The following is a 20,950-nucleotide window of genomic DNA, read 5'->3' on the forward strand; positions in this document are numbered from 1 at the left end:
TCCTCGATCCCCGCGGCGGAGCAGCGGCATCGAGCGTGCATACCGGAGTCAATCATCATGAATCGCGAGGTCCTCCAGGAACGTTTCTTCGAAACTCTGATTACCGGCAGCCGCCCCGCGGCTCGCGAGGTCATCAGCAGCGCCGTCTCCGACGGGCTCACACCCACCGACCTGATCTCCGACCTGTTCTGGCCCACCTACCAGACTGTGGATCGCCTGCACCGTGCCGACCAGCTCCCCACGCTGAGCCACCACCTGGCGTCCCGCCTTCTGCGGGTTCTGGTCGACCAGAACGCCGCCCGCCTGGTCCAGCAGCCCCGCCGCGGCCGGTCGGTCTTCTGCGCGTGCGGCCCCAGCGACGCCGATGAGCTCGGGGCCCAGATGGCTGTCGATCTGATCGAATCCAATGGATTTGACATCATGTTCTCGGGCGGTGGCATCGCCAACGACGAACTCCTGGGCCGCATCAACGAGGACCGCCCGGATGTGCTGCTGATGTTCTCCTCGGCGGCCCAGGACCTGCCGAACATCCGCACCCTGATCGACACGCTGCACGAGATCGGGGCCTGCCCGAACATGCAGATCGCCGTTGGCGGCGGCGTGTTCAACCGGGCTGACGGGCTCGCGGAGGAGATCGGGGCGGACCTCTGGGCCTCCGACCCGATCTCGATGGTGGAGGTGCTTGCCAGCGCTCCGGCCCGCCGCGCCTCGGTCTCGCAGCGCACCGTCGGTCGGAACCGCCGCGTCCGGAACGTCGCCTAGTCCGCTGTTTCCCAAACAAGTCCCTCCCTCGCGCGGGCCGCGTCCACACCGGATGCGGCCCGTTTTCGCTGCATCTGGAGGCCGTGGCGGCCTGTATACTTCACCAATGACGCGCGCCGAGGAACGAGACCTGATTGAGCGTGCGATAGCGGGGGACCGTTCCGCCGCCGAGTCGTGCGTCCGGGCCCATCAGGCCTCGCTCTTTGCCTACATGCTCAGGATCTCGGGCCGTCCCGATGTTGCCGAGGACATCGTGCAGGACGCGTTTGTCAGGGCTCTGACCAACCTCGATCGCTTTGACTTCCGGTTCCGGTTCTCCACCTGGCTGTTCACGATCGCCAAGCGGCTGTACGTCAACGCCTGCCAGAAGCACCGCCCCTGCTACGACTCCGATGCGGTCGAGGTCTTCCAGGGCGCTGGCCGCAGGCCCGAAGCCAACACGATCGACGACGAGGTGAGCGACAACGTCTCCGCCGCTGTGCGGCACGCGCTCGCCGCCCTCCCCGAGGAGCAGCGGGAGGTTGTCGTCCTCTTCTACCAACTCGAGTGGCCCATTAGCCAGATCGCCGAGTACCTCGGCATGCCCGAGGGCACGGTTAAGAGTCACCTGCACCGAAGCCGCCGTCGCATGCGCGATGCGCTCGCACTTCACCACGATCACGCCGCCCACGTCGAGGAGGCCTGGTTGTGATCCCCCCGCGTTCCGGCCATCGTGATTCAGACGGTAGTCCATTGGGGCCGGGCGACCAGTTTCGTGACCCGTACTCCCGGTTCGAGCTCCGGCGCGACCGCCTCTCGGATATCAGCGATGTGGTCCGTTCTCTGCAGGCCGATGCCGCCACGGCCCCGGACCTGACCGATTCGATCCTCAGCCGCGTGAACCAGCAGAAGCCGTTCCTCGATCCGGCGACGCGGCAGTTTGTGGTCGCCGGTCGCGCGGCGATGGCCCTGGCCGTGCTTGTCGTGGCGACGTCGATCGCTCTGATCTTCCGCTTTGCCCCCGAGTACACCTCGCTCGCCGCGGCCCCCAAGCCGCTCTCGGACCTGGTTGAGGTGACGCAGGACGCCACGGCGACGCAGTTTGAGACGATCCGTGCCAGAATCCAGACCGTCGCCGAAGTCGGACCGGCGGTTCAGCGCTGCCTGACCTGTCCCGAAGCTCCTGCCGAGGTGGCCGTGGCGTCGGCCCCGCCGGGTATCCGCGTCGTCCCGGTGAATCGACTCGGCGACTCGATGTCGGTCTCCTCCGCGATAGCCGTACGCCCGACCTCTACCCGCCCTGTGACGTACATGAGCGGGCGTGCCTCGTACCCGGTTCTTTACCTCGCCGATGACCGCGATGACGACCACGACGCTTCGGCGGTGATCGGCTACGGCTCGCCCGCCGCGGTTCCCCGATGATCACGCTTCGTGCCCGTAGCCCGGCGTTCCCGCCGGCGAAGATCGCGATCCTCGCCGTGGCGGCGGTCTTTCACTGGATCGCTTCGGCCTCGCTGCTCGCAGGCCCTCCGCGCCCCGCGCCGGTCGAGGCTGCTGGGGCTATGCCGTCCAGCCTCGATGGCGTGCTGGTCATCGACAACGCCGCCGCGATGCGCAAGAGCGCCGCGTTTCAGGCGCTGCGAGATACCATCAACGACGCCGCGCCGCTTCAGGGCGCTTCCGGCGATCCCGAGAAGGCATGGTCCAGTCTCGCCGACCGCCTGGGGTGGAACCGGGACGACGCGTTTGACCGCTTGCTCGGCACGCGGGTTATCTTCGTGTGGCGGGCCAGGCCGCCTGCGCCGCCGGCCGTGTTTCCTGTGAGCGGGGTGCAGTGGGCCATCGTTTCCGAAGTCTCTGAATCGTGCGACCGCCGCATCCGCGAGAAACTCCGCGTGGCTCCCCGCGGCGTGGTCGAGGGGCACCAGATCCTCTCGGTCGAGAACGGCCCGTACGAACTCACCACCCACCGATTCCCGGCGAGCGACGACCGCGAGCCCGGCCGCGTCGCCCTCATTCTCGGTCCGTCGGGGGATTCGGATCTCTTTGACGAGATGGTGCGGGTCGCCACCGCGGCCGCCGTCCAGCCGATTGCTCAGACCCGGGCCTTCGCCGCCGCGTTGGGGCTTCCCGGCGACGTCCTGCTCATGGTCCGCCTGCCGCAGAATGATGGGCCGCCCGATCCGCAGTGGGGGGACTATCTCGTGACCGCCGCCCGCAGGGCCGCGGACGGGTGGACCGCGGACCTCCGGATCCGTGTCGCCTCTGCCACGCCGGAACTCCGGCGCATCCCCGCCACGTCCGCCACCGGGTTCAAGTCGCTCAAGTCCGATTGCCTGATCGCCATCGTCGAGACGCGGGCGCCCGCGGCGGAAACCGGCGAGCCGAACCCCATCTTCTCGGTGCTCACCGGGATCGGGATTCCGGATGACCTGCAGGCGCTGCTGGGCTCGCACCAGGCGCTCGTCGTCAGGTCGGCGCCATGCCCGCCGGGCATCGCCGTGTCGCTTAGCGTGGACACGACGGATGTCGTCCGGATGATCAAGCGGGCGGATGAAGTCATGGCCCGCACGATCTCTTCGGTCGAGACGCAGTTCGGTCGCGCCCAGCAGCCGGCCCCGGATTTCCACGCCCTCGCCCCGTGCGCGATCCGCTCGATGGCGATCGACCTTCCCGCGGTCTCTCCGCTGATGGGCACGGCGTTCCCGATTGTCGCCTGGGGTACGGTTTCCACCTCGGAGGCGTCGCAGGCCGATGCCAAGGCCGTGCCGGGCTGGTGGACGGTTGCTGTTGCACCGGCCGAGCGCTCAACGGATCAGGCGGCTCCGACCGCGGTGGCATGCGTCACCGATGCCCTCGCCCGCGGCCAGCACGACGGTCCGGCGATGCCATGGATTTCTCTCGGCATTGTTCGCCCGGGCGAGATTGCGGAGTCGACCGGCCCGACGATCCCGAACCTGGGTTCGTGGCGAGAGATCTGCCGCCGGTTCCAGTCCTGCGAGTGGGCCTTCTGGGCAACACCCGAGGGGACCATCGCGGGCACGCTGGAACTGAAGGTGAGCCCGTAGCGGGTTACCGCCGCCGGCGCCATACGCCGGCATACGCCGCGAGGGCGACCAGCGAGGCCGAAGCCGGTCCCGGGATTGATGGGATCGGTGCGAACCCAACATTGACATTGTCAATGCCCCAGGACTCATCGGACATGCCTTGGGAGTTGCTCTGGTACCACGAGAATCGGGTCGTTCCGGCGGGGGCGGTGAACGGGATCTCGATCCGGTAGATCGAGTCGGTGTACCTGGAATCGAATCCCAACGGCTGCCGAAGGACCTTGGCGGGACCCGTATAAGACTGCGTGGAGTGCTGGTTTGCGAACGTCTCGCTGAAGACCGGCACGCCGTTGACCAGGACGTGGAACGTGTCCGGGCCATAGATCGTTCCGTATCCGTCCCACGAATCGATGCAGTAGAAGTCGAAGGTCACCATGTAGGTGAAGCTTGTGCCCACTCCAGCTCCGGCCTCACCGCTCGTCGGGGGCGGCAGTTCCGGCAGATTCCAGGTCAGCGAAGGTGTGTGGGTATCGAACCTGCCGAGGAAGCGGGTGAAGTTGGTCTCGGTGGTAAAGATCTGGTTATTCGACCACTCAGGCATGTAGCCGGGGGTCTCAAAGTCCCGGTAGTACACGCTCTGCGTGATGTGCTGGGCCGACGCTGTCGTCACTATCGTGCCGATCAGCCCCAAAGCCGCCGTGATCATCAGCATGGGTGAACGCATGGCATCGCTCCGATCTTGACGCCGGCAGCCGCGTCGTTTGGCCGTTTCGGCGCCTCCCATAAACACGGCGGGCGCCCGATGTCCGGTCGTCCTGAGCCGAACGGCCGACACCGCCGTCGGCACTCAACATGCAAAGGCCGCTGCGGCAGTGCCATGTCACGACGGACGATCCGCGTCCACTCGATCCGCCTATGCCGCCGCGGCAAGGAGCATGGGCTGTAGGGGGTGCCACGGGCACCGATAACCCGGCAGGCCCAAGAAAACCATCCTCTCGCAGCCCTATCGTTCGCGGAAGCCCGACCTGCCCCGGCCGCCGCCGCGTCCACCCCCGTCCCCGGTTGCCGATCCCGCCGGTCCATACACCCGACACGAAACCCCGCGCCGCAGACCCCCGCGCCTGCCTCGTTTCCGAGACCACCGCACATGCCCCCGACCGACACCAAGACCGCCTCCACCATCCGCAACGTCGCCATCATCGCTCACGTGGACCACGGCAAGACCACCCTGGTCGACCAGCTGCTTAAGCAGTCGGGCATGTTCCGCGCCGGCGAACTCGAGAAACTCATGGGGGGCCAGCACGACCTCATCATGGATTCCAACCCGCTCGAGCGAGAGCGGGGGATCACTATCCTCTCCAAGAACTGCGCCGTCACCTACCACCGCCCCGGCCCCGACGGCGGCGAAGAGACCTACCACGTCAACATCATCGACACCCCCGGTCACGCCGATTTCGGCGGCGAGGTGGAACGAGTCCTCCGCATGGCCGACGGGTGCCTGCTGGTGGTCGACGCCTTTGACGGCCCGATGCCCCAGACCCGATTCGTTCTCTCCAAGGCCATCGAGAACGGCCTGAAGCCCATCGTCGTCATCAACAAGTGCGACCGCCCCGAGGCCCGGCCCCACGAGGTCGTCAGCGAGGTCTTCGACCTGCTGGTGGAACTCGGCGCTGACGACACAGCCCTCGACTTCCCGATCATCTACGCCTCCGGCCGCGACGGCTGGGCCTCCTCCGACCTCGGCGTGAAGACCGCCGACATGCGCGTGCTCTACGACGCCATCGTCGACTTCGTCCCCGCTCCGAAGGACGACGCCGAAGCGTCCCTGCAGCTGCTCATCACCACGCTGGACTACAACGACTACGTCGGCCGCATCGGCATCGGCCGCGTCTACAACGGCCGGATCTCCCCGGGCCGCCCCGTCGCGGTCATCAAGCGGGACGGGACGTTCCAGCAGGACAAGCCCGCCAAGATCCTCCGCTTCGAGGGTCTCGGGCGTGCCGAGACCGACGAAGTCGTCGCCGGTGACATCTGCGCCCTCGTCGGCCTGCAGAGTGTCGATATCGGCGACACCATCGCCGACATCGAGAACCCGGTTGCCCTCCCCCCCGTCACCGTCGACGAGCCCACGCTCACGATGGTCTTCCGCATCAACGACTCCCCGTTCGCAGGCCAGGACGGCGACTACGTCACCAGCCGGCAAATCCGGACCCGGCTCGAGAAGGAACTGCAGCACAACGTCGCCCTCCGCGTCGAGCCAGGGGCGACCACCGACGAGTTCATCGTCTCCGGCCGCGGCCTGCTGCACCTGGGCATCCTGCTCGAGACGATGCGCCGGGAGGGCTACGAACTCTCGGTCGGCAAGCCCGAGGTCGTCATCAAGGAGGTCGACGGCGTCGAGCACGAACCGATCGAGTGGCTGGTCGTCGATGCTCCCAACGACGCCGTAGGGCCGGTCATGGAACTCGTCGGCGCTCGCAAGGGCGAGGTGAAGTCCATGGAGCCCCGCGGCGACGCCATCACGCACATGGAGTTCGAGATCCCCGCCCGTGGCCTCATCGGCCTCCGCTCCCGCCTGCTCACGGCGACCCAAGGCGAGGCGATCATGCACCACACCTTCGAACGTTTCGCCCCCGTCTCCGGCCCGCCCCCGACCCGTCAGCAGGGCGTTCTCGTCTCCATCGAGGCTGGCGCGGTCACGACCTACGCCTGCGAACTCCTTGCCGAGCGCGGGGTCCTGTTCGTCTCGCCGGGCGACAAGGTCTATGCCGGGCAGGTGGTCGGCGAGCACACCCGCGACAACGACCTGGTGATCAACATCACCCGCCTCAAGCACCTCGACAACATGCGCGCCGCCAGCAAGGACAAGACCGTCGTCCTCAAGGCCCCCCGCAAGGTCACCCTCGAGTACGCCCTGGAGTACATCGAGGACGACGAACTGGTCGAGATCACCCCGGCTTCGATCCGGGTCCGCAAGCGGATCCTCGATGAGTCGATGCGCAAACGCTCCGAACGGGCCCAGCGCGATCGCGACGAGGCCTGATCGACCAGGCACGGCCCCGCCTCGCCCCCCGGTCCCCATCCGCCTACCATCCCGCCCCCGCAGCGAACCGGGCTCCAAGCCGGGCGGCCGGCCTCACGCGAGGCCACGGCACGCCCCCCCGGCAAGTGCGGCTGTACCAAGGGTTTGCACCCATGTCGTCCACCTACGCAGTCATCGAGGCCTCCGGCGGCCAGCTCAAGGTCACCCAGGACCTTGAGATCCTCATCGATCTGGTCGAGTCCGGCGCGGTCGAGCAGGGCAAGTCGATCACCTTCGACAAGGTTCTCCTGGTCGGCGGCAACGGCGCCACGAAGATCGGCGCCCCCTACGTCGCGGGAGCCACGGTCACCGCTCAGGTCCTTGAGCCCGAGTTCAAGGGCGAGAAGATCTACATCCACAAGCACCGCCCCAAGAAGACCTACAAGCGCAAGACCGGTCACCGCCAGCGCTACACCCGCGTCAAGATCACCGGGATCAACGGGTAACGATCGGTTCCGCGACAGTCATTCGACCTACTCCAGCCAGACGGCGACCCTCACCCGGGTCGCCGTTTTTCATTGGCTCCCGCCGGCCGATCCATGACCGCCCGCCACGAACGTCCCCCTGTCCCGATCCTTCACCACCCCGGGGAACCGCAGCGCCCGCCCGTGTGCCGCTACGTACACCCCCGGCTCCATCACCCCCGCCCCGAACAGCGCCTCGGTCAGGTTCTGCAGCGCATCGCTCCGCTTCATCTCGTACGGCCGCATTGCCCCGGTCAGCACGATCGGCACCCGCGGCCGCGGGAACGCCGCCGCCAGCCGTTCGCCGGTGAGGCACAGGGTGTCGGTTCCGTGCAGGATCACGATTCCCCCTGCGCCCATGGCGTTGCCGTCCATCGCCCCAGCTCCGCGGGCCGCTTCGACGATCGCCTCGCGATCCGCCTCCGTCATCACCAGGCTGTCCTTGCTCATCAGCTCGATGATGCGGACGCTGGTCCCCTCCAGCCGAAGCCGCTGCAGCATCCGTCCCACGATCGATCGCCGGTTCTCCAGCGACCCCGACCGCTCGTCGTATGTCTTCTCAATGGTCCCGCCGGTGGTGATCAGTGTGACTTGCCGCATGCGCCGCCCGGCCTCCGTCAGGCCCGCCCCAATCCTCTGCCGTCTACTCGTACTTCAGCACCGAGTGCACCGGCCCGTACTTCGACATCCTCGCCGCACCCTTCAGGAACACCAGCTCGATCAGCACAGTGATCCCGACGATCTTCGCCTGCATCCTCGACACGAGGTCGCAGCACGCCTGCATCGTCCCGCCCGTGGCCAGCAGGTCGTCCACCATCAATACCGACTGCCCCGGCTGCACCGCATCGACGTGGATCTCCAGCGAGTCACTCCCGTATTCCAGTTCGTACGACGTCCGCGCCGTCTTCGACGGCAGTTTCCCCGGCTTGCGCACGGGCACGAACCCCGCCGACAAGGCCTGCGCCAGCGCGATCCCGAAGATGAACCCGCGCGACTCCGCCCCGATCACCAGCTCCACGCCCCTGCCGCGGAACGGGTTTGCCATCAGTTCCACGGCGAGCGCCAGCCCTGCCGGATCGCGCAGCAGCGGCGTGAAGTCCTTGAACACGATCCCCGGCCTGGGGAAGTCCGGCACATCTCGGATCATCTGCTTGAGTTGCTGCACCTCGTTCATAGGCGCACAGCGTACGTCCCCCGCGCCTCCCGCGTCCGGCCCCCGCCCCGGCAAGCCTTCACCCCGGGTGCGCCGCCTTCCCTACACTCCCGCTATATGCGTAAGGACCAACGCGCCCAGTCCGCCAAACTCGAGGTCGTCGAACCCATCGGCGACCGTGTGCTGATCCGCAAGGACGAGGACAAGAAGCAGACCAAGGCGGGGATACACCTCCCCGACAAGATCGAGATCCCCACGATCACGGGTCGGGTCGTCGCGATCTCCGCGAAGGTCGGCCGCGATGAGAACTACCCCATCAAGCAGTACGACCGCGTCCTCTTCAACCCCAAGCACGCCATTCCCGTGGAGTTTGAGGGCGACAACCGTCTGTTCGTCATCCCCATCGAGGACATCGTGGCGGTGTTCCGGAAGTCAACGGCGGATTGACAGATCGCCCGCATCGGTTCGCAGCACGCAGCCGGCGCGGTATCCGCGGCAACCGAACTGCTCCACCGCTTGGCAGAACGCCTCAGCAGAAATGCCGGAAGCCCGACGCGCCGCGAGAATGCGAGTCTGTCGGCGCGGGGCTTCCGGGCACGACGCCCGTTAGAAGCAGTTCTTCCGCACGTGCGCTGTGACGATCTCCCTGGCCCGCTTTACGTTCTCCGTCTCCTGCCGCTTGACGTCCCGCCAGAAGGTCTGCAGGTCGGGGTCGGCCTCGGCGTTGGCGATGTACTGGTCGCAGCGCCACAGGAAATCCAGCCGATGGCTGAGGAAGTGAATCAGGTCGCGGTCGTGGTCTTCGCACCCCTTCGTCTCGCCGACATGCGTGTACTGCTGCTCCGCCGCGGGGTGGGCCGTCGGTGACTGCCGGGCTGTGGTGGGAGGTGCCATGGTGGGAGACTCCTTTCGAGTAGTCGTCTCGCCCGCACGCCGGGAGCGACCGGTTCCTTCCGGTCGTGCGCGCTACCCGAAACGCTAGCGGCGAGCGCCCGCCGCGGCGACGCCGTTTCCGCGGCTCCACGAGGCTTCTCCGCAACCTCCACCGAGTCCGTTCGCAGCGCGTTTGCCGAACTCGCACACCTGCAACCAGACCGCACGACCGCCCGCCATGAGGTACCCTTCGCCGCTTGAACGCACCGACTCCCAGCTTTTTCGCTGTCGCTGATCTCCCGCTGGCGGAGTTCCCCAATGCGGTCCACGTTCCGCCGCTGGCCCAGCCGTTCGATGCCGCCATCACGCCGCCAGGGTCGAAGAGTCTGACCAACAGGGCCCTTCTCCTGGCCGCGCTCGCCGACGGCACGTCGACACTCACCAATGCCCTTGTCGACGCGGACGACACACGAGTCATGATCACGGCCCTGCGCCAACTCGGCGCTGAAATCCGCGCCGAGGGCGCCACGCTCCACATCCGCGGCGTCGCCGGCCGCTGGCGGCCCGCGTCCGGCAGTGGGGGGGAGACTCTCGATCTTGAGAACGCGGGCACCGCGGTCCGGTTCCTCACAGCCGCCGCCATCCTCGCCCTTCCCGGGTCGGGCCCGATCACCATCGATGGCAACGCCCGGATGCGAGAGCGCCCGATCGCTGGTCTGGTCGACCTGCTGCGCACGCTCGGCGCCGCCGTGGAGTACGCCGGCAACCCGGGCTTTCCGCCGGTCCGCGTGCATCCGGTGGCCGACCTGCAAAGCCTCCGGAGCACCTTGCTGATCAACTCGACTGCATCAAGCCAGTTCATTTCCGCCCTGCTGCTCATCGCCCCGTTTCTCCCCAACGGGCTCGCGGCCAGCCTCCTGCCGCCTGTGACCAGCGAGTCGTATGTCAACATGACGCTGCGCCTGCTGGAGTCGCTCGGTATTGTCATCAAGACCGCGGACATCGGTCCACCCGGCGGCCCGCGGCAGCGAGACATCCGCATCAACCCCGGCCGTCAGTCGGCGTCGTCCCGCAGCCTTTCAGCCTCCGGACTCGCAGCGTTCGAACTCGACATCGAGCCTGATGCAACAAGCGCCACGTATCTCTGGGCCGCCGCCGTGCTCGCAAACGGCTCGCGCACCACGACGCCCGGCCTGGGCCCGGCCAGCCTGCAGGCCGACGCCGCGGGTTTCCTCAACGCGCTTCGCGCCATGGGTGCGGCCGTCGAAACCGCCTGCGCGGACAGCAGCCGTATCCCACGCCCGGCCGGCATGTCCGTCCGATCCGCGGCCGCCCTGCGGCCCATCGATCTGGACTGCTCCAACATCCCCGACGCCGCAATGACCCTCGCTGTCCTCGCCTGCTTCGCCACGCCCTGGCCGGCAGACCCTGCTGCCACTTCCACGCTCCGGGGCCTGCGCACGCTCCGCGTCAAGGAATCCGACAGGCTCGCCGCGCTCCAGGCCGAACTCACCAAGCTCGGCGCCACGGTCGAGATCCTCACGACCAGGGACGACGAGGCCCTCCGCATCACCCCGCCGCCGCGCCTCCCCAGCCCAGCCGAGCCTCTCGTCTTCGAGACCTACGACGACCATCGCATGGCCATGTCCCTCGCCCTCATCGGCCTGCGCGTTCCCAACGTCGTCATCCGCAACCCGGCCTGCGTCGGCAAGACCTACCCGACATTCTGGCGGGACCTCGCGGGGGTATACACGCCTGCGGGTCCCACTCAAACCTTGTGAGCGGGAAAGTAGGAGGCGCTGGAACAAGTGCCCCTCCTTCGAGCATCGCAGGGCACCGCACGCCCCCGGCCGCTCACGTCGCAGGCCCTCCCAGGCTCCATAACTCCGTCGCCCGGGCACATCTCGCTTCACACACGTAACATCCCTATTGCATCCCACGAACCGCCGCCGGTATCCTGACCTTGCGGCCCTCACCGCTCTGCCCGTGGGTGTGTTCCAACCCGCTCTCGCCCCGCGGCTGACCGGCGCTCGACGCCAGTCAGCCGGTTCCGCGCACGCCGGTTCTTCGCGCTCTTCCCCGCACGAAGGCATCGCACGGTCGCGGCTTTGGAACCGTCTCGTGGCCTACGACCCCTCTTTCGCGATCGGCCGCCTTGCTGCGATCCTCGCCGCGGCCCTCTCGCTCTCACCCGCCCTCGCCGGCCCACGCCCCGACTGCCCAGGCGACTTCACCCGCGACGGCTCGGTTGACCCTGTCGATGTCTCCACCTTCATTCGTGCCTGGGTCGCCCTCGATCCCGCGGCGGACTTCAACTCCGACGGCCTCGTCACCGCCCCCGACGTATCGTCCTTCATCTCCGCGTGGCTCGGCTCACTCGCGACCACCGGGGGCCACTGCCCGCTCGCCAATCCCCCGGCCCCGATCGTCTTCGTCTCCCGGCGCATCCCGGCCTGCGGCTCTGATGCGTGGTCCACGCCCCGCGCCCTCCCCGGCGTCGGCCCCGCCACCAGGTTCATCCCCGCAGCGCCGGGGTCGCTGATGATCCTCGAACCCTCCGGCCAACTCCGCACCCTCATCAACGGCGCCAACCCCACATCTGCCTCCTTCAACCTCATCGACGTCAACGCCCCGGCGGTCTCCTACGACGCCCAGTGGATCGCCTTCGCCGGCCTCCCCGCGCCCCCACCCGGCACCACCTACCCCTCCCTCCCCAACTCCAACCCCGGCGCCTGGCGTCTCTTCCTGATCCGCCCCAACGGCGCCGACCTCCGCCAACTCACCTTCTCCAGCCAGGACTCCCTCGATCTCTCCCAGTTCGGTTCCGCGGCCGCGGCCCTGCGCCCCTACGACGACACCGACCCCGTCTTCCTCCCCGATGGTCGCATCTGCTTCTCCTCGACCCGTTTCCCCTCGTTCTCGCACTACGCGGCGACGCGCACCACCAATCTCTACGTCATCAACACCAACGGCACGCGCCTCATCCGCCTCACCGCCGACCGCAACGCCGCGGACCGCCCCCTCGTCGACCCGATCTCCGGCCGCATCGTCTACTCCCGCTGGATCCGCAACCCCCGCTTCCCCGCCGCCTCCGCCGACACCACGATCCCCGTCGATCCCGATGATCCCGGCCAGGGCTTCCTCGAGTCCAACGGCCTCACCACCGACCCCGCCGCCGCCGTCGGCGGCCCCTCCATGAACCGCAACTTCTGGCAACTCATCAGCCTCAACACTGACGGCAGCGCCATCCGCCTCTGGTCCGGCCGCGGGCGCGACCAGCACCTCAACCACGCCTATCCCGGCTCCTTCGCCCCCGACGGCACGCTCTTCGCGGCGTACTACCCCGACCTCTCCCTCACCCACACCGCCGGCTTCGGCGGCATCCGCCACTGGTCCCCAGGCCCGCACCCCTGGCTTCCGGTCCTGGGCGTCACCGACACCTCCGCCCCGCCCCTCAATCCGATCGCGCCGCACATCCGCGCGGCCCCCCTCTACGCCACCGACCCCGAGTTCATCCCCGCGCCCGGCGGCAGCGGGGGGGGTGGGGGGGTGGTCCTCTCCGCCGCCCCCGACCTCCACCAGGATTACGGCCTTTACCTCTGCGCCCCCGACGGCTCCAACCTCCGCCTCCTCCTCGACCTCCCCAACACTTCAGAACTCCGCCCCCGCGTCATCCGCTCGCGCCCGCTCGCTCCGCTCATCCGCGATCAATACCGCGATTTCCCCACCGAGCCCGCCCCTCCCCTCCTCCCACCCGCCAACCCCGAGTCCTTCCTCGCCCCAGGCCACACTTTCATCTTCTACTCCTTCAACATCTACGCCAACGCCGACGTCGATACCGACATCATCTCCGCCCCCGCCGTCGGCTCCGCCGACTTCATCCGCTTCTTCGCCGATCCCCAGCGCACCAGCCCCGGCTTCGCCAGTCTCGATTGGCCCATCCACCTCGGCGATACCCCGATCCGCCCCGACGGCCTCCCCGCACTCCCCGGCGGCGGCGCCTCGCTCTCCTTCCCGCCCGCTCCGGGGAGTCTGCCGCTCTTTGAACAACTCCGCTCCAACTCAGGCATCGTCCCCCTCACCGGCGGCCCCACCCCCGAAGGCGCGGCCCACGGCGGGGCCGCCAACTTCGCCCCCCCGGGCACCTCCACCGTCTGCGTCGGCTGCCACACCGGCCACTCCATGATCCCCGTCCCCGCCGACGGCTCCGAGGCCGTCTGGACCAATCTCGCCCCCGGCGCCGCCGTCACCACCTCCTCCTCCCGCACCCCCACAGCCCACCTCGGCCTCATCGACCGCCGCGCCCTCAAGGCCGACCCCCAGTCCACCTGGACCTCCGCCCCCAACCAGCCGGACAACCAGTGGGCCCGGCTCACCTTCCCCGTCCCCATCGCCGTCCGCCGCATCGTCCTCTACGACGTCAACCCCTCCGCCGCCTCCACGCTCCACACCGCCTCCGCCCGTATCCGCCTCTACGAGGACGCCGCCGCCACCCTCCTCCGCGCCGACACCACCGCCTCCAACCTCTCCCCCTCCGGCACACCCATCCCCTTCCCCGACCTCTCCCGCATCCGCGCTGTCCGCATCGATCTCCTCTCCGTCTCCGGCTCCTTCCTCTCCGCCCCCGCGGCGGGTCTCGCCGAGATCGAAGTCATCGCCAAGGGCGAGGCTCCATAGCCCCCTCCCCCCCGCGCGCCCGCCGCGGCTGACCAACCCACCACCCCCGACTACCCTCCCCCGTACGCCCCAGCCCTCAGCCATCCCGAGGGATGCCCGGGCCTCCCCATCCCCGCGGCGTCCCCCGCACCCCCCCAAGGACCCCACCGCCCCATGCCCTCACTCGACATCGTCAGCCGAATCAACTTCGCCGAGCTCGACAACGCCATCAACAACACCCTCAAGGCCGTCGCCACCCGCTTTGACTTCCGCAACTCCCCCGTCGAGATCACTGTCGACCGCAAGGAGAAGAAGCTCAAGATGGTCGCCGCCGACGACGGCAAGATGAAGGGCCTCCACGAGATGTTCACCTCGGCCGTCATCAAGCGCGGCCTGCACCTCAAGTCCTTCGAGTTCGGCGAGATGGAGCAGGGGGCCGCCGGCCACACCAAGCGCGAGGTCAAGCTCAAGGAGGGCCTCACCCCCGAGCTCGCCAAGCAGATCGCCAAGATGGTCAAGGAGACCAAGATCAAGGTCCAGGCGAGCATCCAGGGCGACGAGGTCCGCCTCACCGGCAAGAACATCGACGACCTCCGCACCATCATGGCCATGCTCGACAAGGCCGGCCTCGAGCAGCCCCTCCAATACATCAACATGAAAAGCTAGCCCCCCCCTCCCCCCTCCCCCCTCCCCCAGCCCTTCGGGGCCTTCAGGCCGCTCATCCCCGGCCCCCGATCTCCCCTCCCCTCGATATCATCCGTCCCATTCCCACACGCCTCAGCCCCTCTCGCCCCCCGGAGCCCCTCATGCCCTCAGCCATCTCGATGCAGTCCGGCAAGCTCAGCGTCCCCAGCGACCCCATCATCCCCTTCATCGAGGGCGACGGCACCGGGCCGGACATCTGGCGTTCCTCGGTCCGCGTCTTTGACGCCGCGGTCGCCAAGGCCTCGGGCGGCAAGAAGAAGATCCACTGGCACGAGGTCCTCGCGGGCGAGAAGGCCTTCAACAAGACGGGCAACTGGCTCCCCGACCAGACCATCGCCGACTTCAAGACCTACCTCGTCGGCATCAAGGGCCCGCTGACGACCCCCGTCGGCGGCGGCATCCGCTCGCTCAACGTCGCCCTCCGCCAGCTGCTGGACCTCTACGTCTGCCTCCGCCCCGTCCGCTGGTTCCAGGGCGTCCCCAGCCCGGTCAAGAAGCCCGGCGACGTGGACATGGTCATCTTCCGCGAGAACACCGAGGACATCTACGCCGGCATCGAGTGGGCCGCGGGCACACCCGAGGCCGCCAAGTTCCTCGCCTTCATGGAAAAGGAGTTCCCCAAGGAGTTCAAGAAGATCCGCTTCGGCAGCAAGGAGGCGGGCCAGGCCTGGTGGAAGCAGCTCGAATCCGTCGGCGCCCCGCCGCGGACGGATATCCCCGTGCAGGTGGGCGTGGGGATCAAGCCCGTCTCCCACTTGGGCACGGGCCGCCTGGTCCACTCCGCGATCTCCTACGCCCTCAAGAACAAGCGCAAGAGCGTGACGTTCGTCCACAAGGGCAACATCATGAAGTTCACGGAAGGGGCCTTCAAGGACTGGGGCTACGAGATGGCCGTCCGGCCCGCGGCGATGGGGGGCTTCCGCGCCCAGGTCGTCACGGAGCGTGAATCGTGGATCCTGGGCAACAAGGAGGCCAACTCCGACCTCTCCGCCGAGGCCAACGCCCGGCAGATCGACCCCGGGTACGACATGATGACCCCGGACCAGCAGAAGAAGATCGTGGCCGAGGTCGAGACGGTCCTTTCCTCCTTGTGGCCCACCCACGGCCAGGGGAAGTGGAAGTCGATGCTGATGATCCGCGACTCGATCGCGGACATCACGCTGCAGCAGGTGCTGACGCGGCCGAAGGATTTCGACGTCATCGCGACGATGAACCTCAACGGCGACTACCTCTCCGACGCCCTTGCCGCGCAGATCGGCGGCATCGGCATCGCCCCGGGGGCGAACATCAACTACATCTCCGGCCACGCCATCTTCGAGGCGACGCACGGCACGGCCCCCAAGTACGCCAACCTCGACCAGGTGAACCCCGGCTCGGTCATCCTCTCAGGGGAGATGATGCTGCGGTACATGGGGAGCGGTGGGGATGCGGATTGGACGAAGGCCGCGGACCTGATCATCAAGGGCATGGACGGCGCGATCTCCGCCAAGACGGTGACCTACGACTTCCACCGGATGATGGAGGGCGCGACCAAGCTCAAGTGCTCGGAGTTCGGGGATGCGGTGATCAAGCACATGGGGTGAGAGTGGATTTCTTCCGTGCCTGTACCGCCAAAGGACACTGTAAGCGCCAACTCCCTTGACTGGGCCAGGGCACACGTCTCTCGATACGGTGACACGGATGTGTTTCCGGTTCCCTTTGAGTTCGAGTGTTTGTGGGCTGATTGGTCTGCGGTCCAGACTGCGCTAATCAACCAAGACCTTGGGACGGTAGCCCCTCGGGCGACTCGCACGATGCTTGTGCCGAAGTCGCAGGGGGGGTTTCGGGTCGCCACGCAACTCGACCCCCTCGATGCACTTCTCTACGCGGCGATGGGGTATGAAGCGGCCGCAAAGATCGAAGACTCGCGAGTTCCGGCTGACAAGAGGGTCGCGTGTTCGTTTCGACTCAGCCCTCAATCGACGGGCGACCTCTTCGTCGCGAACGCTGACGGCTGGAAGGATTTCCAGGAACACTCTGGTCAACTGGCCAAACACCGCTCGTGTGATTTCGTTGCCCTGGCGGATATCAGCGACTTCTACAACCAGATTTACCACCATCGACTGAACAACTCACTGGCGGCAGCAATGGTGCCTGCCCCTCGGCCCGACAGTGTGGAGGCATTCATCGGTCGATTCACGGCGCAGCAGTCGCGCGGGATTCCCGTCGGCCCGTCAACATCGATCTTGCTCGCCGAAGCATGCCTCAGCGATGTCGATCACCGACTAATTCATTGCGGGTTCAATCACACCCGCTATGTAGACGACTTCCGGATTTTCTGCAAAAGCGAGGCGGAGGCGGTCCATGCACTGCACGAGATTACCCATTACCTCTTCACGGCACACCGCCTCTCCCTCCAGGCACATAAGACACGCATCGTCCTTGCAAAGGACTTCATCCGACAAGAGTTGGTCGAACCGGAGGAGCGTGAGAACGCCGCAAAGATCTCACAAGGAAAGAGGCTCATTGAGCGAGCGATGGATGCGGCTGCCTACGCAGGCTTGGAGGTTGACGAGGACGAGATTCTCGAGGCAAAGGAGCAAGAAATCGTTCGGAAGGCACTTCTATCGACGTTCAAATCGTGCGTGCGAAAGCCGCCGATCCATCTCGGCCTTGGCCGGTACGTGCTAAGAAGGGCCAGTTCGCTCCGCATCAGGGCGCTTCTGCGGCCCGTTGTCGAGCATCTTCCGATATTGACGCCAGTCTTCCGCGAAGTCATCCACTACTTCGATAGAATCTGGAATGATGAGGTCCGTGATGTCTTGTCGTCAGCGCTCCCAGATTTCTTGTCGAAAGACTCTCAAGGTTGGCTCCCATTTGTCCGTGACTGGACGCTTTGGCTCGCCGCAAAGCGACAATTCCTTCCGTCGAAGACCGCGATCCAGTTGGCAGATGACTCGAAGCCTACTTTGGTCGGATGCCGATACCGAGCTCTCTTGGCCGGTTGCTATGGCGAGGTTGACTGGGTCCGAGATCAGAAAGAACGGTGGATGAACGCCGGACCCTGGGAGCGCCGCGCGATTCTCTGGGCCGGTTCAGCGCTGCCCCGGGACGAGCGCCGAGCGTGGTTGGAACCGGTTACGCGGAGTCTCGATCTCACTGATGCCGCTATTGCGAAGAGGGTACGGGCACTTTCGTAGATGCTCGGGTGTCGGCGGGATGGCACCGGCGTCCCGTGCCACTTACCGTCCAAGCAGCACCGAGCGACGCAACCCGCCGACGAGGTTTATGGGGGGCGGTCGATCCGGTGGTACGAGCAGTTCCGGCGGGGCAGGCAGGTGGCACCCATTGAGGGTTCAGACTAGCGGCTTCTTGTCGACGATCGCTGCTCGGACCTTCGCACGAATGAGGTCTTTGAGGCATCCATCGCGTTCGAGCAGTAGAACAATTTCGGAGAGGTGCCCCAATAGGAATACGCTCTTGGCGAGCGACTCGCGACACGTCGTGATCGCAGGCTCTGTGAAACCGGATTGTGAAATTAGAAGCCCTCGCGCTGCGCTCCTATTGAACACGCGTACGAGATGATGTGAGACCTCGCCCACTCCAAGCGGTTGCGCTCGCCATTTCATTTCCACGAGGTAGACGTGGCCGTCCAGTTCGACTACGCCGTCGATCTGTTCGATCACTCCCTCGCCGTCGTCGCCCACGCGCCTGAAGGCATCGCGGATCAGGATCCCATGCGACTTGAACAAGCGATTGAGCACGCCCTCAAGCGCCGTTCCGCGCCAGCTAGCGTTGCTCTCAAGGAAAAGCGCATTGAGGTTGGCCCGGATCTCCTCTCGCTCTACCTTCACGCGGTGGCGCTCCGCGATCGCGGCCTCTCGCCTCCGGCGGAGGTCCTGTTCGGCCTTTTCTCGCTCCTGATTCATGCGAGTGAATGAGTCTTTGATGTTCACCAGCTTGGCGATCTCAGCGACATAGCCCTTTGCCTCCATGCGATCGTTGTCGTAGCAAGTGGAAAAGTTGTCCCATTGGGTCACTCGCTTCAGTACCTCACGGCGCTGCGCCAATGCAGCATCGCCGCGTTCATTTAGCCGCGTCAAGACACGTCGAACAATCTCGAACTTTGTGATACTGTCCCTATCCCGCTGAACCTGATTGCTCAACTCGAGGAGTTCGCTGGCAGTGACGCCGCAGCCCGTAAAGAAGGTCAGGACATCACGCTTTCCCTTGATGAGCCGAGGGACCGCGTTAATGAGGAGCGCCATCAGCTCCGGCGGGTAGTGGTGGACAAGCGATTCGTTCACGCTTCATTGACCCCTGATGACCCGTCCGAAGTCGCCATATGGCCTCCATGCTGAGAGAACGATAGGGGGTCGTCCGTCAGCACGTGGCACGGACATCGTGCCACCGACTCAACCGGCTCTGCGGTGTAGTCGGTGCGTCTTCCCTTCGGCACCGACTGACTCCAAAGCGAGTAAGTCGGTGGCACGCCCCCTCCCCCTCCGCCTCACGGCCGCGTCGCGATGAAGATGATCCAGATGACCAAGGCCACCAGACCCAGCGCGCACCCCGCAATGAGGAGCCCGAGCCTGGTTTCGGCGACGCCGAAGTCGGTCCGGTAGGGGTCGAAGCCCAGGGCCGAGTCGCCGGATCGCGCGGCCGCGGGACGCTTCAGCCGGATGCGCTGCGAGTCGAACTTCTCGAGCAGCACCCACCCCGCCTTGGCCTCTTCTTCCAGCGCCCGGCGGAGCACCTCCGGCTTGCGGAACGCGCCGGTGGCCGAGCGAAGGATCTTGAACTCCCACCCCCCCGCCCCCCCGGTCCCCCCCGTCCCCGCCTCGCCCAGGTCGGCGTCGCTGTACCCGGTCATGCGTTCTTCCTCCTGCTGCTCGGCCCTGCGCCGGGCCGCCGCGGCCCCCGCCGCCGCCGCCGATGCTCCTGCGCTCATGCTGCTCCCCTAGTGCTGACCCCGCTGACCCCGTCACGCGACATGCGAAGACCGCGACAATCGTACTCTCCCGTCAGCGATTCGGGGCTCTGGTATCGTGCCAACGCGAAACTCCCCCCGCCCCTTCGCGAAGAACTCCCGCACCATGTTCGACACACTCTCGCTTATCCCGGTCTGGGCCCTGATCCCGATCCACCTCGTGCTGGGCATCGTCGCCGGCGTCGTGCAGGTCCGGCGCGGCTTCTCCCGCGGCGTCGCGGTGGGGGTGCTGGTCGCGCTCGCCGCGGTCTTCGGCGCGGGCCAGGCCGCGCGGTGGGACTGGAAGACCCGCGAGTCCGTCCTCGGCGGCCCGGCCGACTCCACCCTCCGCCTCCGCCAGGAGGCCCTGGGCGTCGGCGCGACCTACACCCGCAACCGCCAGGAGTGGATGGCCAAGACCGAGGACCAGCGCTGGTCCTGGCGACTCACCACCTTCGGCCTCGTCGCCGGCTCCCTCCTCGCCGGCGGCATCCCGACCATCCTGATCCTCACCCGCCGCGAGTAAGTCCCCCGGCATGCCCCAACCCCGCACCACCTCCCGCGCCTCATCACCCCGCCGCCGCCTCATCGCCGCGATGATCTGCCTCGCGTCGGGCGCATTCGCGACGCTCGCCACGGCCTGGGGTCCGGAGGTCTATCTCGCGATCCGCGCGAGCAAGCAACCCGGCTACCGCCTCGATCAATGGACCGGCGCGGAGCAGCGTCATGTCGTGGACGACCAGGGCATGCGGGTTGGGAAGACGCGATGGATGCCCCTGGTCGAAGAGTGGCGGCTCGAAACGCTGCCGGTGTTGCCGAACCTCGGCGCTCCCGCGGTCAACCTCAACGCCGTGCCAACGTGGGCCCTCCGGCCCCCGCCGGCATTCCGCGATGGCTTCCGCCCGCTGAACGGCATCGACACGGCGACGACGGCAACCGGCTGGCCCTGCCGCGCCGCTCGCCGCGTCACGCTCAACGGCGGAAACGACGGCTATTTCGACTACGAGTCGAGGTACCAGTGGGACCTGAAGTTCCTCCCCAACTCCTCCGCCTACCTGCCGCTCGGCCCGATCTGGCCCGGCCTGCTCGCCGGCGTGTGCTTCTGGTCCGCGATCATCGCCCTCGCCACCTTCGGCCCCGGCGCGCTCCGCCGCGCATGGCGACGCCGACGCTCGCGCTGCGAGACCTGCGGCTACCCCCTCCACGACCTCCCCCGCGGCGAGTGCCCCGAATGCGGCGCCCCGATTGGCCTCCCCAGAGTGTCAGCATGATCCGGTCTCG

The 20,950-nt window shown here is 67.0% G+C and carries 20 protein-coding genes; 14 read left to right on the plus strand and 6 right to left on the minus strand.

All coding sequences use genetic code 11. From position 1 onward, the window contains the following. Positions 1–57: 57 nt before the first annotated feature. From KF745_13475 to KF745_13490, 4 genes are all read left to right on the plus strand, one after another. Complete coding sequence (locus KF745_13475) at positions 58–762, plus strand: cobalamin-dependent protein (GenBank protein ID MBX3359424.1); 705 nt, start codon at positions 58–60, stop codon at positions 760–762. A gap of 106 nt (positions 763–868) precedes the next feature. After that, positions 869–1,453 carry a sigma-70 family RNA polymerase sigma factor gene (locus tag KF745_13480; GenBank protein ID MBX3359425.1) on the plus strand — a complete coding sequence of 195 codons (585 nt, stop codon included), beginning with the start codon at positions 869–871 and terminating at the stop codon, positions 1,451–1,453. Beyond that, a complete protein-coding gene (locus KF745_13485) occupies positions 1,450–2,163 on the plus strand; it encodes a hypothetical protein (protein ID MBX3359426.1) in 714 nt (237 codons plus the stop codon). Before KF745_13480 ends, KF745_13485 begins: the two co-directional genes overlap by 4 nt. Next, complete coding sequence (locus KF745_13490; GenBank protein MBX3359427.1) at positions 2,160–3,809, plus strand: hypothetical protein; 1,650 nt, start codon at positions 2,160–2,162, stop codon at positions 3,807–3,809. The genes KF745_13485 and KF745_13490 overlap by 4 nt, the downstream gene beginning before the upstream one ends. Before the next feature lie 4 nt (positions 3,810–3,813). Here the strand turns inward: KF745_13490 and KF745_13495 are convergent, their stop codons facing one another. After that, complete coding sequence (locus tag KF745_13495; GenBank protein ID MBX3359428.1) at positions 3,814–4,512, minus strand: hypothetical protein; 699 nt, start codon at positions 4,510–4,512, stop codon at positions 3,814–3,816. A gap of 423 nt (positions 4,513–4,935) precedes the next feature. Here KF745_13495 and typA point away from each other — a divergent pair, with 423 nt between their 5' ends. Together typA and rplU are read left to right on the plus strand one after the other, a co-directional pair. Continuing rightward, positions 4,936–6,831, plus strand: coding sequence for a translational GTPase TypA (gene typA, locus KF745_13500; GenBank protein MBX3359429.1), 1,896 nt, complete (start codon positions 4,936–4,938; stop codon positions 6,829–6,831). 152 nt (positions 6,832–6,983) lie between these two features. Further along, complete coding sequence (gene rplU / locus KF745_13505) at positions 6,984–7,316, plus strand: 50S ribosomal protein L21 (protein ID MBX3359430.1); 333 nt, start codon at positions 6,984–6,986, stop codon at positions 7,314–7,316. 69 nt (positions 7,317–7,385) lie between these two features. Here rplU and KF745_13510 read toward each other — a convergent pair whose 3' ends face one another. Further along, entirely contained in the window at positions 7,386–7,934 is a 549-nt protein-coding gene (locus KF745_13510; GenBank protein MBX3359431.1) for an asparaginase, read from the minus strand. Between the two features lie 43 nt (positions 7,935–7,977). Further along, complete coding sequence (locus tag KF745_13515) at positions 7,978–8,508, minus strand: adenine phosphoribosyltransferase (protein MBX3359432.1); 531 nt, start codon at positions 8,506–8,508, stop codon at positions 7,978–7,980. Between the two features lie 96 nt (positions 8,509–8,604). On the opposite strand from KF745_13515, the gene KF745_13520 reads away from it, so the two are divergent. After that, positions 8,605–8,934 carry a co-chaperone GroES gene (locus KF745_13520; protein ID MBX3359433.1) on the plus strand — a complete coding sequence of 110 codons (330 nt, stop codon included), beginning with the start codon at positions 8,605–8,607 and terminating at the stop codon, positions 8,932–8,934. 159 nt (positions 8,935–9,093) lie between these two features. On the opposite strand, the gene KF745_13525 is transcribed toward KF745_13520, so the two are convergent. Next, the gene (locus KF745_13525) at positions 9,094–9,381 is read right to left on the minus strand and encodes a hypothetical protein (protein MBX3359434.1); all 288 of its coding nucleotides are present in this window, start codon (positions 9,379–9,381) and stop codon (positions 9,094–9,096) included. A 236-nt stretch (positions 9,382–9,617) separates the two neighbouring features. On the opposite strand from KF745_13525, the gene aroA reads away from it, so the two are divergent. The 5 genes from aroA to KF745_13550 all read left to right on the plus strand — a co-directional run bounded on the left by aroA (position 9,618) and on the right by KF745_13550 (position 17,900). Next, positions 9,618–11,141 carry a 3-phosphoshikimate 1-carboxyvinyltransferase gene (gene aroA / locus KF745_13530; GenBank protein MBX3359435.1) on the plus strand — a complete coding sequence of 508 codons (1,524 nt, stop codon included), beginning with the start codon at positions 9,618–9,620 and terminating at the stop codon, positions 11,139–11,141. 340 nt (positions 11,142–11,481) lie between these two features. Next, positions 11,482–14,037 (plus strand): hypothetical protein, encoded by a 2,556-nt coding sequence (locus KF745_13535; GenBank protein MBX3359436.1) that lies wholly within the window; start codon positions 11,482–11,484, stop codon positions 14,035–14,037. A 153-nt stretch (positions 14,038–14,190) separates the two neighbouring features. Next, positions 14,191–14,682, plus strand: coding sequence for a YajQ family cyclic di-GMP-binding protein (locus tag KF745_13540; GenBank protein ID MBX3359437.1), 492 nt, complete (start codon positions 14,191–14,193; stop codon positions 14,680–14,682). A 140-nt stretch (positions 14,683–14,822) separates the two neighbouring features. Then, on the plus strand, positions 14,823–16,304 hold the full coding sequence (gene icd / locus KF745_13545) for an isocitrate dehydrogenase (NADP(+)) (GenBank protein MBX3359438.1): 1,482 nt from the start codon (positions 14,823–14,825) through the stop codon (positions 16,302–16,304). Positions 16,305–16,514: 210 nt separating this feature from the next. Continuing rightward, a complete protein-coding gene (locus tag KF745_13550; GenBank protein ID MBX3359439.1) occupies positions 16,515–17,900 on the plus strand; it encodes an RNA-directed DNA polymerase in 1,386 nt (461 codons plus the stop codon). 156 nt (positions 17,901–18,056) lie between these two features. On the opposite strand, the gene KF745_13555 is transcribed toward KF745_13550, so the two are convergent. After that, positions 18,057–19,007 (minus strand): restriction endonuclease, encoded by a 951-nt coding sequence (locus KF745_13555; protein MBX3359440.1) that lies wholly within the window; start codon positions 19,005–19,007, stop codon positions 18,057–18,059. A gap of 203 nt (positions 19,008–19,210) precedes the next feature. After that, positions 19,211–19,651: a hypothetical protein gene (locus KF745_13560; protein ID MBX3359441.1), complete on the minus strand. Its 441-nt coding sequence runs from the start codon at positions 19,649–19,651 to the stop codon at positions 19,211–19,213. Between the two features lie 97 nt (positions 19,652–19,748). On the opposite strand from KF745_13560, the gene KF745_13565 reads away from it, so the two are divergent. Both KF745_13565 and KF745_13570 read left to right on the plus strand, forming a co-directional pair. After that, complete coding sequence (locus tag KF745_13565) at positions 19,749–20,195, plus strand: hypothetical protein (protein MBX3359442.1); 447 nt, start codon at positions 19,749–19,751, stop codon at positions 20,193–20,195. 10 nt (positions 20,196–20,205) lie between these two features. Continuing rightward, positions 20,206–20,940: a hypothetical protein gene (locus KF745_13570; GenBank protein ID MBX3359443.1), complete on the plus strand. Its 735-nt coding sequence runs from the start codon at positions 20,206–20,208 to the stop codon at positions 20,938–20,940. The last annotated feature ends 10 nt before the right edge of the window (positions 20,941–20,950 follow it).

The organism is Phycisphaeraceae bacterium (assembly GCA_019636655.1).
GTDB lineage: Bacteria > Planctomycetota > Phycisphaerae > Phycisphaerales > UBA1924 > JAHBXB01.

Excerpts from the sequence above, each read along its gene's own strand:
- KF745_13475 (MBX3359424.1), top strand. The coding sequence starts at position 58 with ATGAATCGCGAGGTCCTCCAGGAACGTTTCTTCGAAACTCTGATTACC.
- KF745_13480 (MBX3359425.1), top strand. The coding sequence starts at position 869 with ATGACGCGCGCCGAGGAACGAGACCTGATTGAGCGTGCGATAGCGGGG.
- KF745_13490 (MBX3359427.1), top strand. The coding sequence starts at position 2,160 with ATGATCACGCTTCGTGCCCGTAGCCCGGCGTTCCCGCCGGCGAAGATC.
- KF745_13495 (MBX3359428.1), bottom strand. The coding sequence starts at position 4,512 with ATGCGTTCACCCATGCTGATGATCACGGCGGCTTTGGGGCTGATCGGC.
- typA (MBX3359429.1), top strand. The coding sequence starts at position 4,936 with ATGCCCCCGACCGACACCAAGACCGCCTCCACCATCCGCAACGTCGCC.
- rplU (MBX3359430.1), top strand. The coding sequence starts at position 6,984 with ATGTCGTCCACCTACGCAGTCATCGAGGCCTCCGGCGGCCAGCTCAAG.
- KF745_13510 (MBX3359431.1), bottom strand. The coding sequence starts at position 7,934 with ATGCGGCAAGTCACACTGATCACCACCGGCGGGACCATTGAGAAGACA.
- KF745_13515 (MBX3359432.1), bottom strand. The coding sequence starts at position 8,508 with ATGAACGAGGTGCAGCAACTCAAGCAGATGATCCGAGATGTGCCGGAC.
- KF745_13520 (MBX3359433.1), top strand. The coding sequence starts at position 8,605 with ATGCGTAAGGACCAACGCGCCCAGTCCGCCAAACTCGAGGTCGTCGAA.
- KF745_13525 (MBX3359434.1), bottom strand. The coding sequence starts at position 9,381 with ATGGCACCTCCCACCACAGCCCGGCAGTCACCGACGGCCCACCCCGCG.
- KF745_13540 (MBX3359437.1), top strand. The coding sequence starts at position 14,191 with ATGCCCTCACTCGACATCGTCAGCCGAATCAACTTCGCCGAGCTCGAC.
- icd (MBX3359438.1), top strand. The coding sequence starts at position 14,823 with ATGCCCTCAGCCATCTCGATGCAGTCCGGCAAGCTCAGCGTCCCCAGC.
- KF745_13550 (MBX3359439.1), top strand. The coding sequence starts at position 16,515 with ATGCTTGTGCCGAAGTCGCAGGGGGGGTTTCGGGTCGCCACGCAACTC.
- KF745_13560 (MBX3359441.1), bottom strand. The coding sequence starts at position 19,651 with ATGAGCGCAGGAGCATCGGCGGCGGCGGCGGGGGCCGCGGCGGCCCGG.
- KF745_13570 (MBX3359443.1), top strand. The coding sequence starts at position 20,206 with ATGCCCCAACCCCGCACCACCTCCCGCGCCTCATCACCCCGCCGCCGC.